12 protein-coding genes are annotated in these 15430 nt (G+C 35.6%); 6 read left to right on the top strand and 6 right to left on the bottom strand.

The features are described 5' to 3' along the window. Nucleotides 1–6: 6 nt before the first annotated feature. The 3 genes from ACLTBU_RS08780 to ACLTBU_RS08770 form a co-directional block, all read right to left on the bottom strand. Nucleotides 7–891 (bottom strand): carbohydrate ABC transporter permease, encoded by an 885-nt coding sequence (locus ACLTBU_RS08780; RefSeq protein ID WP_412218575.1) that lies wholly within the window; start codon nt 889–891, stop codon nt 7–9. Nucleotides 892–911: 20 nt separating this feature from the next. Next, nucleotides 912–2228: an ABC transporter substrate-binding protein gene (locus ACLTBU_RS08775; RefSeq protein WP_412218574.1), complete on the bottom strand. Its 1317-nt coding sequence runs from the start codon at nt 2226–2228 to the stop codon at nt 912–914. A 169-nt stretch (nt 2229–2397) separates the two neighbouring features. Beyond that, the gene (locus ACLTBU_RS08770) at nt 2398–3720 is read right to left on the bottom strand and encodes an alpha-L-fucosidase (protein ID WP_412218572.1); all 1323 of its coding nucleotides are present in this window, start codon (nt 3718–3720) and stop codon (nt 2398–2400) included. A 193-nt stretch (nt 3721–3913) separates the two neighbouring features. On the opposite strand from ACLTBU_RS08770, the gene ACLTBU_RS08765 reads away from it, so the two are divergent. Together ACLTBU_RS08765 and ACLTBU_RS08760 are read left to right on the top strand one after the other, a co-directional pair. Beyond that, complete coding sequence (locus ACLTBU_RS08765; protein WP_412218570.1) at nt 3914–5656, top strand: sensor histidine kinase; 1743 nt, start codon at nt 3914–3916, stop codon at nt 5654–5656. After that, nucleotides 5628–7145 carry a response regulator transcription factor gene (locus ACLTBU_RS08760; RefSeq protein WP_412218569.1) on the top strand — a complete coding sequence of 506 codons (1518 nt, stop codon included), beginning with the start codon at nt 5628–5630 and terminating at the stop codon, nt 7143–7145. Before ACLTBU_RS08765 ends, ACLTBU_RS08760 begins: the two co-directional genes overlap by 29 nt. A 67-nt stretch (nt 7146–7212) precedes the next feature. On the opposite strand, the gene ACLTBU_RS08755 is transcribed toward ACLTBU_RS08760, so the two are convergent. Further along, entirely contained in the window at nt 7213–9678 is a 2466-nt protein-coding gene (locus ACLTBU_RS08755) for a CoA-disulfide reductase (protein WP_412218568.1), read from the bottom strand. A gap of 181 nt (nt 9679–9859) precedes the next feature. Here ACLTBU_RS08755 and ACLTBU_RS08750 point away from each other — a divergent pair, with 181 nt between their 5' ends. From ACLTBU_RS08750 to ACLTBU_RS08735, 4 genes are all read left to right on the top strand, one after another. Beyond that, nucleotides 9860–10723 (top strand): energy-coupling factor transporter transmembrane component T, encoded by an 864-nt coding sequence (locus tag ACLTBU_RS08750; protein ID WP_412218566.1) that lies wholly within the window; start codon nt 9860–9862, stop codon nt 10721–10723. Further along, the gene (locus ACLTBU_RS08745; protein WP_320651091.1) at nt 10696–12324 is read left to right on the top strand and encodes an ABC transporter ATP-binding protein; all 1629 of its coding nucleotides are present in this window, start codon (nt 10696–10698) and stop codon (nt 12322–12324) included. The genes ACLTBU_RS08750 and ACLTBU_RS08745 overlap by 28 nt, the downstream gene beginning before the upstream one ends. Further along, the gene (locus ACLTBU_RS08740) at nt 12311–12997 is read left to right on the top strand and encodes an ECF transporter S component (protein ID WP_320651092.1); all 687 of its coding nucleotides are present in this window, start codon (nt 12311–12313) and stop codon (nt 12995–12997) included. The genes ACLTBU_RS08745 and ACLTBU_RS08740 overlap by 14 nt, the downstream gene beginning before the upstream one ends. 64 nt (nt 12998–13061) lie before the next feature. Further along, a complete protein-coding gene (locus tag ACLTBU_RS08735) occupies nt 13062–13574 on the top strand; it encodes a DUF4430 domain-containing protein (protein ID WP_177671448.1) in 513 nt (170 codons plus the stop codon). A 125-nt stretch (nt 13575–13699) separates the two neighbouring features. On the opposite strand, the gene ACLTBU_RS08730 is transcribed toward ACLTBU_RS08735, so the two are convergent. Both ACLTBU_RS08730 and ACLTBU_RS08725 read right to left on the bottom strand, forming a co-directional pair. After that, the gene (locus ACLTBU_RS08730) at nt 13700–14494 is read right to left on the bottom strand and encodes an ABC transporter ATP-binding protein (protein WP_412218564.1); all 795 of its coding nucleotides are present in this window, start codon (nt 14492–14494) and stop codon (nt 13700–13702) included. Then, nucleotides 14482–15429: an ABC transporter permease gene (locus ACLTBU_RS08725; protein ID WP_412218563.1), complete on the bottom strand. Its 948-nt coding sequence runs from the start codon at nt 15427–15429 to the stop codon at nt 14482–14484. Before ACLTBU_RS08725 ends, ACLTBU_RS08730 begins: the two co-directional genes overlap by 13 nt. Nucleotide 15430 lies beyond the last annotated feature (1 nt).

Here is a 15430-nt window from a genome sequence, read left to right as displayed (position 1 = left end):
TCCTCCTTAATAATCCTTTTTCCTTGAACTGATAAATTCACTGCACATTGTACCTGCCAAGCAAATTACTAGGATAATAATACCGATTGCACTACCTGTTCCATAGTGATCGTATTTAAATGCTTCTTGATACATTAAAGTTGTAGGTAAGTTGGTTAGACCATTTGGTCCACCTTCTGTCATAACAAATACTAAATCAAAGACTTTAATCGTACCGATAATATCCATTAAGATACACATACGGATAATAGGCTTTAAAAGTGGTACGGTGATATAGAAGAATTTAGTCACTGGGTTAACACCATCAATAGCTGCTGCTTCATATACATCATCAGAGATAGTAGAAAGCCCCGCTAATAAAATAACCATATAGTAACCTACGCCAGCCCAAATATTAACAAAGATAATAGTATTCATAGCTGTTGCTTGTTCAACTAACCATGGTGTAACTAAATTACTAAGTCCAATCGCTTCTAATAAAGTGTTTAAAGAACCATTTGGCATAAAGATGAAATACCATAGAAGACCTACTGCAGTAAGTGGAAATACAGTTGGTACAAAGTAAATAGCTTTAAAGAAACGTCCACCTTTTTTAGCACTATAAATTCCTACTGCCATTAAAAGTGCTATAGGTGTATGGAAAAGAACACTGAAAATAACCATCTTGGCCATATTTTTTAAAGATAATAAGAAGTTTGGATCTTTAAAAATGGCAATAAAGTTATCAAGGCCTACAAATTCTATAGCAGAGCCTGCAATTCCGTTCCACTCTGAAACTGAAAAGTACAGGGCGCCAAATAAAGGTATAATTTGAAATACTGTATAGATGAGTAATGCCGGAAGAATAAAAAGTACTATAAATAGTTTTGTCTTATTGTCACGTATCTTCATAGCGTTTTTTCTCCTTTTAATTACTGAGCTTTATCAACCTCTGCTTGAATTTCTTGTGCTGCCTGCTCTGGTGTAGCACCAGTAAACATACTTACAAGAGAATTTCTAGTACGATCTTGCATAGATGCAATTGGGTCGAAATCAAAAATATCTACTGCAATACCTGTTGATCTTGAACCTAGTTCTACAATATCAGCAAAAAGTGGATTAACTTTAGAAGTATCAATATCTAAATCTGTTCTTGGAAGAAGCTGTGAAGTTTCATTTGCAAAACGTTCTGCTGTTTCTTTACTTGTAAGCATTTTTACAAGCTCTAATGTAAGCTTTAATTCTTCACCTTCTAATTTACCGCTAATCATATATGGAGAAATGACTTGCATATCTTCATCTTTAAACTCTGGTTTTTCTTCAAAGTAAGGGAATTTAGCTACTTTAATATTTTCAGCTTCTGGGCATTCTTCTGGATTTGTAAGGCCTGGGATATTCCATGGACCAGTAATAAACATAGCTGCTTTTCCGCTTTGGAAATCTGATTTTACAATATCATCACTAATCCCCGCTACACCATCTGGAAATGCACCTAAATCATAAAGTTCTTTCACAAAACCTAATGTTTCTACAACTTCTGGATCTGTCCAGCTTACTTCTCTTGTTCCTAATTTCTTAGCAATATCTGTTCCTAACCATCTATAGGCAATAATATTATGTAAGTGTCCTACCATATAAGAAGTTTTAGCACCTAATGCTATTGGTGTATAACCTTTATCTTTGATTTTAACAACAGCATCTGTTAATTCATTCCATGTCTCTGGGAATTCATCAATACCAGCTTCTTTAAAGATTCTTTCATTATAATAAACGCCAATTAATCCTGATTCACATGGTATACCATAAATACCTTCTTTACCTGGTACGCGGTAGTAATCTAAAGCGCCTTCTGTAAAGCCACCGCCCCATTCACTATCTTCTGTAAGATAAGGCTCAACATTTAAGATATACCCTTCATCAATATATTTTCCTAAATTAGCTACACCTTGAATACGAAAGATGTTAGCCATTGTTCCTGATGAAATATCTGTTTTTAAGATATTATTATAAGAAGAGTCATCCCCCTGTGAATCATCAATAATTTCAACTTCTGGATGTTTTGCTTTGAACTCTTCTATAACCTCATTATAGATAGCAACTTGTGGTGAAGTTCCTACCATTCGTGTTAAAAGACGAATCTGAATTTTTCCTGAATCTTTGGCGCTTTGTGCTGTACCACTTGTACTGCATCCCACAAATGTAGTTGCTGCTGTTGCACATGCTAATAATAATGCTATACCTTTCTTCATATCGCTTCCCCCTAGTGTCTATATTTTTAATTTTTTATTTAATTTAATATTATATTATAAATATATTATCCAATTAAACATGGTTATTTTATTTATTTTTGTACATTTTATATATAATGTTTTTTCAACACAAAAGGCAGTGCTTATATACACATGCACTGCCTTTTATTTAATGTGTTTCTTTTAATGTAATCTCTACAACTGTATCACGTTCATCTGGCAATGGATAACAATCACTTGCATGATTATCAAAGAAGAAGAATGCATTTTCTGTATACTCTTTTAAGTTCCAGAAAAATGTCTCTATAACTTCTGTTTTATCTTTTAATAAGCGCATCTTCTCTACTTTCCCTGCCATATCTGGAAGGCATATAGCACCTACTTGTTCCTCCATAACGTGTGCATAGAGTTTGTTACCCTTTTGTGTAAATCTTCCCCATTCTGGTTTGTCAAAATCAGAAAGTCCACAGCCATAGATACTGTCTCCATTTTCATGCATCCATTCGCCTACTTCCTCTAGAATCTGCACAGATTCTAGAGGAATTCTACCTGTTGCATCTGGACCTACATTTAGAATAAGGTTACCATTTTTACTTACACATTCTACAAGTGTACGAATAACCATTTTAGCTGATTTATAATGTTTATCGTGTGCATGATATCCCCAGTGATTATTGAGCGTAATACATGCTTCCCAAGGAATTGGATTCCCCCCCTCATCACAGATACCTTTAGGTGGTATCATCTGCTCTGGTGAAGCAAAATCTCCTGAATATGGTGTTGGATTCAATGTACGAATAGAACCTGCATTTTCTGCACTGCCCTCTAATCTATTATCGATAATAATGTGAGGCTGAATGCTTCTTACCATTTCAATAAGTTTAGATGCTTTCCACTTCTCACAGTTCATTGGTCCATATGAGAAATCAAACCACATTAAATCTAAATGTCCATAATTCGTAAGAAGTTCATGTACTTGGTTATGCATATATTCAAGATAGTTATCAAAATCGTGTTTCATATCCTTGAAGGCTTCATTGTCTCTCATTGGATGGAACTGATCATTATAGTGTGGGAAATCTGGATGACGCCAATCAATAATTGAAAAATAAAGTCCTACTTTAATATCTTCTGCACGAAAGGCTTCTAAAAACTCAGCTACTAAGTCACGTTTACAAGCTGTATTGGTAGATTTAAAATCTGTGTATTTTGAATCATATAGACAGAATCCATCATGATGCTTTGCTGTTAAAATGGCATATTTCATCCCTGCCTTTTTAGCTAACCTTGCCCATTCTCTTGGATTATAATCTTGTGGATCAAACTCATCAAAAAACTTATCATACTCTTCCTTAGGCATACGTTCATTACTTCTTACCCATTCACCCCGAGCTGGGATAGCATAAAGCCCCCAGTGAATAAACATACCAAATCTAGCCTCTTGATACCATTTAGTACGCTTAGTTCTTGCTTGTACAATTTTATTTTCCATCGTATATCCCCCTTATGTCTTTATTGTCACCCATTATAGCATATAGATTTTTTTTTTCTACAGATTTACCTAAACCTGTCTGCATTTATGACATTTATCTAGATTTTTTACAAATAACAATATATTTCTAAAAATTTATTTTTGTAGTATAATACTTTTACACAAAATTATTAATTCATCCTAAGAGGTAATTATGCAAAATTTTAAATTCCTTTCTATCCGTAATAAATTTTTCTATGCCATGTTCTTAAGCTCTGGTTTAATTATTACCATTGTCTGCATTGTAACTAATATTGTATTTGTTAATTCTTTTATAGACGAACAAAAATCTTCCTCTTGCAAAGAACTGGAATATATCTCTAAGCAGCTGGAGTTTTTCATTACATCTACAGAGAATTATTCTAGGACTATTATTACAGCACCTGTTGTTCAGGAAACAGCACATAAATATAAACAAAATCAAAATATTTATACCGATACTTCCTTTATTCAAGTAAAGGATGAACTCAATCATATTATTCAGTCTACCCCCTATATCCATTCCGTTTCACTTTATGGATTTAATGGTGATTTTCTCACTTCTACCTTCTATGGTAATTCAGCTGATAATATCCTTACACGGGGTACTTTTCCTGAAAAAAAGTGGTTCTCAACACTAAAGCCTTTAAAAACAGATGCTCATACATTTGTAAATACCTTTTCCTGTATCCGTCCTTTTTATAGTTATTCAACAGGTGAGCATTTAGGGTATTTAGAAATCGCCATACTAGAGTCCTCTATTGCTCAAGTATATGCCAACTCTATTTCAGAGCATGATCAGATTTTTATTACGGATACCCAGGGGTATATTAGAAGTACTACAAGTCCTCTAACTATTGGTGAGCCTTATCCTTTATTTGAATCTATCTCTAACCTAGATGTCCCCTTCTCCTATACTCATCATGGAGATACTATTTTGTTTACTAAGTACTTTCCTATGTTAGATTGGTATATTATCAATGAAGTGTCTACTGAATCGTTCTTTAACCCTATTTATAGTATTTTATGGATTTGTATTAGCATTGGACTTCTATGCATCATGCTCTATGTACCATTAGCTAGGCTACTTTCACGTACCATTACCTCACCCCTTCAAAAACTTATTGCCCATACTCAAAAAATTAAAGAGGGTAGATGGATACCACTTCAAGATGTGGAGGGAGATGAAGATGTTACCTCTCTTCTAAAGGCATTTAACAGCATGGTAGAGAGCCAAGAAAAAATGAAAAATAAGTTACTTTATACCCAGCGCGCTAAAGATAAACTTGCACTTGATTTACTTCAAGAGCAAATTAACCCACACTTTTTATATAACACTCTTGATAATATTTGTTCGCTTGCAGAGATAGGCGAATCCGATACACTCATTCATGTTGTTATGAATCTTTCTAAATTTTATAGACGTGCTTTAAGCAATGGCAAGGTTTTTATTACTATTAAAGAAGAATTAGAACTCACAGAAGCTTACTTACACATTTTACAAATACGTTATTTTAATAAATTTGATTTTAATATAACTTGTAAGTCTGAGCTATTAGGTTATAACTGTCTTAAACTTCTTCTACAGCCTATTGTAGAAAATAGTATTTATCATGGTGTTAAGGAACTAAGTTATAAAGGTTTATTAAAAATCCATGTTTTCGAAGAAAATGGCGCTATTCTTTTAACAGTAAGAGATAATGGTATAGGTATAGATGAAGTCAAAATCCATGAGCTCTTTTGTAATCAAGCCAATCACTTTGGCATTAAGAACATCCACCAAAGAATACAGCTTCACTACGGACAAGACTATGGCCTAACTATTGCCAATCACCCTGATGGTGGGTGTATCACGACTATTAGAATCGCCAAAAAGGGAGGTACTATCCATGAAACTAAATGTAGTAATAGCAGATGATGAGTATTTTATTAGACAGCGTCTTATTAAAATCATCGACTGGAAAGGATTAAACTTTAACTTTATAGGAGAGGCCCAAGACGGTCTAGAAGTCTTAAGTCTTATTGCTGAGCACAAAGTAGACCTTATACTTTTAGACATTAAAATGCCTTATATGACCGGTATAGAGGTTGCCAAATACATCTATGACCATTTCCCTATGACTAAAATTATTATCTTATCTGGCTACAATGATTTTGAGTATGCCCGGTCTACTATTAAATATGGTGTACTAGAGTATCTTCTAAAACCTGTATCTTCTGAGCTGCTTCAGCAAACTTTACAGGAATGCCGCCTTAAAATAGAAAAAGAGAAAAAAGCCCATCAGCAAATACAACGTTACTATCATTATGAGAAATGTAGTGCTCTTTATGATACGCGAACAGATAGGCTACCTCTTAAGCTTCTCTATGACAAATATCCTGAACTATATGAAGCTAAATATGGACTTTTTATAGGTGTATTTATTCATGAAAACATGGAGCATTATATGAATAGACTTATGGAGATTTTACGTCATATTCCTATTGATTGTGAGTACTTTAAGGAAACAGACTATATTTATACCATCCAGCTCTTTCTCCCATCTGAAGGTGCCTTGCATGAGGTCAGAAATCTACTAGGAGATTTTTTATATACTACCTCTGCTGTGCTCTTCTTAACCTTTAGCAATCTCTTCTCTCTAGAAGAGCAATGGAAAAAGCCTTACAAACTTGCTTTAAAAATGTTAAAACAACGTTATTTTGGACATCATACAAGAGGTATTATAGATTCTCTTATGAATACCCAAGCTGTACTTCTTCCTGATGCCTCTAAAATACGCCAAAGCCTTATTACTTATATTAATACCAAAGATCAAGAAGGCTTTAAAACATACCTCCATACCCTTTTAGATGATGTTATGACTCAGAAAAGTATTTCCTATATGCATACTGTCATTACAGAGATTCTTCTTACTTATAAAATTTATTATCAGGATCTAATCCAATTAGATCATTCTCTTTCAGATTTTGTAAATGCTATGTTAGATGAAGACTATAAGATAAGCGGTATTGAACAAACTATTCTATCTTATGGACTTAAGTGTATGAAGAAAGAAACACCTCCTTCAGATATTGTCTTTAGTAAGCGAATCATCACCTACATTGAAGAAAACTATGCTAATCCCGATTTATCTGTAGCAAAGCTAGCTGAAATTTTTAATCTTAACACCTCCTACATAGGCACTCTCTTTAAAAAGGTTAATAATCAGTCCCTACTTCACTACATTACCACCGTCCGTATGGAGGCTTCTAAGACTCTTTTAAAACAAAATAAATACAAAATAGGGGAGATTTCCGAAATGGTAGGCTATTCAGATGTATTCTACTACAGCAAACGCTTTAAAAAAATGTATGGCTATTCTCCTAAGGACTATCTACAACATGCCCATTTAGAAGAACAAAAATAAGAAAATAAGCAATTAAGATATCTTAATTGCTTATTTGAGCCTCCCTTCCTCTAGGGAAAATATTCTTTTAAATAAACAAGTTTAATTCTGAATTGTCCGCAGCGCCTAAATAAGTGGCTACCCCTCCTATTTCTACACCATCGATGAACTCTTCTTTTTTAATTCCCATAAGCTCCATGCTCATGGCACATGCTACCAATTTGACACCCATACGGCATGCATTTTCAATCATTGTATCTAGGTCATCTACACCATGTTTTTGCATAATTTGTTTAATCATCTTAGGGCCCATCCCTCCCATATTCATATGGGATAATCCTAACTGCCCTGTATGAGATGGAAGCATTTTATCAAACATAGTCTCCATAAAATCTTTTTCTACCTTAGGTTTATCTTTTTTCTTTAAGATATTAAGCCCCCAGAAAGTAAAGAATAAGGTGACTTCCTTCCCTGTTGCAGCTGCGCCTGTTGCAATGATAAAAGCTGCAATAGCCTTATCTAAATCTCCACTAAACACCACTAAAGTTGCTCCATTTTTTTGAACTGACATAGATGCTTTTTGTTTCTCTTCATCTTGCTCTACACCCTTTTTAATAGTAGCTGTAAATGCTTTACGCTTTTTATCAAAATTCACCCCTAATAGGGCATTATGTGTCGTTTCACACCATGCCTCAATGTCTTTTGCGAAACCTGGATCGCTGGCATTTACTTTTAAAACTTCTCCTGCTTTCATTTTCTCTAACTGCTCATAAACCTTACTAATTGGTCCTGGGCACTGCAAACCACATGTATCTAATTCGTACTCACTCCTATTTTCTCCTCTTTCTACGTGCTCCATATTCTGTTGCATACGCAGCTTGGCTTCTTGTTGCGCTATATCTGACTTGGCACGTTTTACATAGCTATAAGTCTTAAGACCTCCATCAATATTCTTACATTTATAACCCTTCTCTTTTAGTAATCGACTGGCTACATATCCCCTTTGTCCCACCTGACACATCACATAATAAGTTTTATCTTTAGATAAAGCACCTAGCCTATCTCTAAGTTGACCTAGAGGAATATTTAGTGCGCCATCTATTTTCCCAGTAGCAAGCTCAAATTCTTCTCTTACATCGAGTATTACATTTTCTTCACCTACTACCCCATCTACTTCATACCACTGAGCCACTTCTACTAAGCCATCTATAATATTTGCTGCGTAATATCCAAGCATGTTAACTGGATCTTTAGCTGAATTATACGGCGGCGCATAACATACCTCAACATCTTGAAGGTCATAGATGGTTAACTCACCTTTTAGAGCTGTTGCTAAAATATCAATACGTTTTTCTACGCCTTCTATCCCTACACCTTGTGCCCCTAATATCTTACCTATTTGTGGATCAAATAATAATTTGTAAGCAATAGGGAATGCTCCTGGGTAATACCCAGCATGTGCACTTGGATGAATATGAATAGTCTTATAGCTTCTACCTAGCCTTTTTAATGTTTTTTCGTTATTTCCTGTTGTTGCTACTGTATAGTCAAAAACTTTAGCGACACTAGAACCTAGGGTTCCTTTATATTTTTCTTTACGTCCACAAATGTTATTAGCTACAAGACGGCCTTGTCTATTCGCCGGCCAAGCAAGAGGAATCATAGTCTTTTCTTCACTTACAAAATCTTTTACAGCTATAGCATCTCCTAAAGCATAAATATACTCATCAGAGGTTTGTAAGTAATCATTTACTAGGATAGAACCTCTTTCACTTACTTCAAGTCCTGCCTCTTTAGCTAAACGTGACTCGGGTTTTACCCCTATAGAAAGTAAGATAAAATCTGTTTCTATACTTTTTCCACTTTGCAGAACAACCTTTTTGCCTTTATTCTCAAAAGCTTTAACACCGTCTTCTAGAATTAATCTTATGCCTTTTTCAATAAGATGTGAGTGCACTATGCTTGCCATTTCTATGTCAAGTGGTGCCATAACTTGATTCCCTGCTTCTATTAAGGTAACCTCTATACCTAATGCATGTAGATTTTCTGCCATCTCAAGCCCAATAAATCCACCCCCTATTACAACAGCAGTTTGAGGCTTCATTTCATCAATATAATGTTTAATGTTATCTGTATCTGGTATATTCCTTAACGTAAAGATATTACTACACTCATCTATTCCTTCTATTCCAGGCTTAATAGGCGTTGCCCCCGGAGATAAAACTAATTCGTCATAACTTTCCTTATATACTTTCCCTGTACGTAAATCTGTCGCTGTAACAGTCTTTTCTTCTCTGTTAATAGCTATCACTTCTGTAAGATTTCTAATATCAAGATTAAACTTCCTACTCATTCCCTCTACACTTTGAAGGATAAGCTGGCTACGTTCTTTGATCGTCTCACCTATATAATAAGGAAGACCACAGTTAGCAAAAGATATATATTCTCCTTTTTCAAACATGATAATTTCTAATGACTCATCCATACGTCTTAGCCTAGCTGCTGTACTTGCTCCATCTGCTACACCGCCAATAATGACTATCTTCTTAGACATAATTTCACTCCTCTATCTCTTATTCCTATTTAAAATACATGGTTATTCATTGTTAGATATCTTTATAAATAAGTATAAAAGTTTCTAATGTAATTCTCTGTGATTAGGTCACAAAAGTATAATTTTGTCACCTCTTCCTCATACTAATCCTGTTAACTTAAAGGAAAGGTAGGAAATAACAATGAAAAGTGGTTTTATAAGTGTACATCCGCTTCTTGCTTTTAGCTATTTTCTCATCATGATTATTTTAGTTATGCTTATTAAAAATCCTATCTATTTATTGACGATCCTTCTTATTACCACTGGGCTTCTTTATTTTCTAGACCACTTAAGAAGCCTTCGTAAACAGCTTAAATTTTATCTCCTTATGGCTCTTTTTATCCTTATTCTAAATCCTATTTTCTCAACACATGGCACTACAGTTTTGTTCTACCTTAAAAATCGTAGCGTAACCTTAGAAGGAGTCATGTACGGAGTAACTTTCGCACTTTCCTTACTCAATATCCTCTTTTTATTTTTAGGTTATAACCTGATTCTATCGCCTCAGAGATTTCTTTATTTATTTGGCAATATAATCCCCAAAATATCTTTTATCCTAACGATTATTATGGGATTTATCCCCCTCTTTACCCGAAGAATGCACGAAATCATAGATGTACGCAAAACTTTCGTTAAAGATATGTCTAAACATTCCTACAAGCAGCATATAACAGAATCTATGACTTCTCTTAATACACTTGTAAGCTGGACACTTGAAGAATCCCTAGAAAATGCCTCGTCTATGCGTGCAAGAGGTTATGGCACACATAAGAGGACCTCTGCTACTCTCTATAACTTCGACCATAGAGACTATGTACTTATAGGCATTGGTGTTGTTCTACTTATTATCATAAGCATAGGCCTGTTTCTAGAACACATGAATACTTTTCCTAACTCTTTAATGCAGTGGGGTTACTTTCTATGTATCCTGCTTTTTACAGCCTTACCATTACTGATAGAAATGAGGGAATACTTAAGATGGCACTTTATGAAATCAATCACTTAACCTTTACCTACCCCCTTCATCCTATACCTACCTTACAAGATATTAACCTTTCCATTCATAAGGGAGACTTCGTTCTACTCTTTGGCCCCTCTGGATCTGGCAAAAGCACACTACTTCGTCAACTTAAGAAAGAAGTATGGCCTGTAGGAGAGCGTACAGGTACATTAGTTTTTGAAGGGCAGCTTCTTGAGCATGTTCCTAATGACAAGTCCGCTAGCCGTATTGGCATGGTGTTTCAAAATCCGGATCAACAAATTGTCATGTCTACTGTATATGAAGAACTCGCTTTTGGGATGGAAAATCTAGGTTTTGATCCTAAAGAGATGCAAAGGCGCATCGGTGAAATTAGTACTTTTCTCGGCATTAATCATTGGCTTTACAAATCCACCTCTGAATTATCCGGTGGACAAAAGCAGCTTCTGAATCTTGCTAGTGTAATGACACTTTATCCCGATGTCCTCTTATTAGACGAACCTACCTCACAACTTGACCCTATAGCTACCCAGAACTTTCTCAATATACTAGGTCGCTTAAATGAAGAATTCTCCATTACCATTATTATGACTGAGCATCATCTAGAAGAAGTATTTCCTCTTGTAGATATGGTCTATGTCCTTGAAAAAGGTATGCTTACTTATACAGGCAAGGTACGTGAGGCTATTTATACACTGTATAAAAAAGATGTAGCCTCTCTTATGGGCTATCTTCCTTCTGTAAGTAGACTCTATATGCAAATTGAACATGAAGCCTTAGCCTCCCAGCTTCCCCTTACACCTAAAGAAGCTAAAGTATGGTTTGATAAATTACCCGAAGAATATTTCCACCCTCTACAGTTAGAATTAGCAAGCCCCTCACCTTCAGAAGTACCTATACTTCTTAGCTGTCAGGATATTTATTTTCAATATACAAAAGATTCGCCCCTTGTTTTAGAGCGTATTCGTTTAGACGTGCCTATGGGCGCTTTTCTTGCTATTTTAGGTGGTAATGGTTCTGGTAAATCTACTTTTTTGAAAGTGTTAGCTGGCATTTTACCTGCCCTTAAAGGAAAGATTAAGACAAAAGCTTCTATAGGTTATCTGCCTCAAAATCCTATGGCACTTTTCCATGAACCTACTGTGCTCTCTCAGCTTCAAAATGCTTTGCCTCAAAAACTTTCACAAGATGAGGAAGATGAGCTTAGTAAGCTTATCTCTTTCCTCTCCTTACAACCTTTATTAGAGCACCACCCTTATGATTTAAGTGGTGGTGAAATGCAGAAAGTAGCCCTTGCTACTGTTCTTTTAACCAAACCAGACCTCCTGCTTCTAGATGAACCAACTAAAGGACTTGATCCTTACTTTAAAAAGCAACTTGCCCAGTACTTAAATGCCTTATTGCAACAAGGTAAAACAATTATTATGGTCAGCCATGATATGGAGTTTGTAGCACGTTATGCCACACTTACTACCCTCATGTTTAGTGGTAAGCTCCTATCCCTTCAGCCTACTACTGCATTTTTCAGCAATAACGTATTTTATACAACTTCTATTCATCGTACTGTAAAGGCTAGACTCCCCCATGCCATTACCTTAGAGGAGGTGAACCATCTTGTCCGTACCTAAACCTCTTACCTTTATAGGAATTTTCTTTTTGGATGCCTTACTCCTTCTTTTATCTTTAAAATATAATCAATATTTTTTTCTATTAAGTACCTTTATGATTATTGTGAGCATGCTCCCTATAATCTGGCGTTTTGAAAGACGCCCTCTAAGTGCTGAAGAAGTGATCCTTATTGCTGTTTTATCTGCTTTAGGTGCCATAGCGCGTGTACCTTTTTCAGCACTTCCTAGTGTACAACCCACTTCTTTTATTATCATTTTGACAGGTGTTATATTTGGTGGTGAAACAGGTTTTCTTGTTGGTGCACTAAGTGCACTTGCCTCCAACCTTATTTTAGGTCAAGGCCCTTGGACTCTCTGGCAGATGTTTGCTTGGAGTATGATGGGCCTAAGTAGTGGGCTTTTTAGCCATAAACTTTATGACAAAGCTTCTTTCACCTTATGTCTCTTTGGCTTTGTATGGGGTTTCTTATTTGGATGGATTATGAATATCTGGTCTGTTTTTGCTTTCTTTGACCGAATTACACTTTCTCTTTTCCTAACCTCTATGGCTACTTCCCTTTATTTTGATTTATCTCATGCCATTGGAAATGTCGTTTTCCTTGTACTCTTTTCTAAAAGTTGGTTTCAAATTTTAGGACGTGTACAAATCAAGTATGGCTTATTACACTCGTAACACTTTGATATTTTTTGCATAAAATGTAATATGACTCATATTACAGCAAAGGATGGATTTTATTATGGCAATTCCCGCATTAGCCGCTGCAGCTGCTGCAGCGTACTTACTTTTAAATAAAAATGCTTCTTCAAGTTTTAGAAATTCAGAAACTAACACACGTATAGATCCTAGTACATCTGTTACATTCGAAGTATTAGGTCCTGGTGGCACAACAGTTGTTGCCTCCCCTACAAATGTATCTATTGGCGCCAATGAAACAGCTCTTTCTGCATCTGTAAAAGGTCTTCAAGCTAATCGCCTTGCTTATCAAACAAGTGGATCTGGTGCAGGCACCTATGTAACTTCTATTAACAATCTTGCTCAATTAGATAATGGCCCTCTTAGTGGCTGGCTCTACAAAGTCAATAATACCTTCCCTAGTGAAGGTCCTGCTGTTTATAGAGTGAACCCTGGCGATACCATTACTTGGGTTTACACTAACGATCTTGGTAGAGATGTAGGGGCTCCTGCTGTTATTTTTGAAGGACGTGGGCGTAAAGTACCCGTTAACAATTATTTTGTAGAACCTAAATAATTATTTTGACTTAATACCTTTTGCATGGGGCTTTCTCTTTATTGGCCTAATAATATTGCTATATGCTGTATTAAGAAAAAAGATTATAAAAATAACCGCTGACAAAGTCATTGTCAGCGGTTATTTTATGCTAAGAGCATACGATCATTATCTAAAACTTTATGACTAGCCTTTTTAAAGCATTCAAGAAGCTTTTCTGTCGTCATACCTTCTCTTTCTTTCCCCTTAATATCGAGTATAATCTTGCCATCATCCATCATAATGGTACGATTACCAAGTTCTAAAGCAGATTGTATATTATGTGTAATCATCATAGTTGTAATATGTTCAGCCTCTACAATCTCCTTTGTAATCTGAAGTACCTTCTCTGCTGTAGCTGGATCAAGCGCTGCTGTATGTTCATCTAGTAGCAATAGTTTTGGTGTAACTAAAGTGCTCATCATAAGTGTTACAGCTTGCCTTTGCCCTCCTGAGAGTAATCCTACTTTGGTTTTCATGCGGTCTTCAAGTCCTAAATCGAGCTGAGCTAACTTCTCCCTAAAAAAGTTCTTCTCTTTTTTCTGCATACCAAAACCAATTTTAAATCCTGTTCCTCGCATATAAGCAAGTGCTAGATTTTCCTCTATGGTCATAGAAGGCGAGCTCCCCTTAAGCGGATCTTGAAAAAGTCTACCAATTACTTTCGCACGCTTATGCTCCTTCATAAAAGTAATATCCTGTCCATCTAAGATAATGCTACCACTATCTACTATAAAGTTTCCTGAAATCATATTGAATAAAGTAGATTTACCTGCACCATTTGAACCAATAATGGTGACAAAATCACCTGGCTGCAAATGTAAAGATATTTTTTTTAAAGCTGCTCTCTCATTCACTGTTCCTGGATGAAAGGTTTTGCTGATTCCATTTAAAGTGAGCATGTTTCATTCTCCTTTCTTACTTTACCATGTAAGCGTTTCTTTCTGTTAAAAGCAAGTTGCTCTTTCAGTACAGGATACGAAATGGCAAGAGTAATAATAATAGCTGAAATAAGCTTCATGCTAGAAGCAGATATATTAATTTCTAACGCTGCTGCAATAATAACTCTATAGGTTACAGAACCTAATAAAACTGAAATAACATGAATAAGAATGTTCTTTTTGCGAAAAATCAATTCTGCTAGTGTTCCAAAAATAATTTCTCCTATAATTAAAGAAGCTAAGCCCGCTACAACCATACCAATGCCCATACTAGCATCTGCAAAACCTTGATTCTGACCAATCAGAGCTCCTGATAAACCTACTAAAGCATTAGCGAACATAAGGCCTATGGTCTTAGTAAAATCTACGTTAATGGAAGAAGACTTTGCCATATCCTCATTATCCCCTGTTGCTCTTACAGAAAGTCCTACTTGTGTATGAAGGAAAAGTACCATATACATGATAACAAGGGTACATATAAGCAAGCCTACTAGACTTCCTCCAAAATTCTTATCAAATAGCTCCCTTGATTTTGTAAAAAGTGTTTCTACATTCAATAGCCCTATATTAGGTTTGCCACCCATCACACTAATATTAATACTCTGAAGTCCTGTCATAGTGAGTATCCCAGCTAAGATAGGCTGAATCCTAAGCTTTGTATGCAAGAGGGCTGTTGCCATTCCTGCCAGACTACCTGCTATCATACCTAAGAGAATCCCTAAGAAAGGATGGCCTATAGTAGTCATCATAACAGATACTGCCGCGCCTAAAGTAAAGCTTCCATCTACTGTAAGGTCTGCAATATTTAAAATACGGTAAGAAATATATATCCCTAATGTAAGCAGTCCATATAAAAGGCCTAATTCTATGCAAGATGTAAGTGTATATAAACTCATG

This window comes from Zhenhengia sp. (assembly GCF_046966505.1).
Lineage (GTDB): Bacteria > Bacillota > Clostridia > Lachnospirales > Cellulosilyticaceae > Zhenhengia > Zhenhengia yiwuensis.
This window is presented reverse-complemented; position numbering and strand designations above follow the sequence as displayed.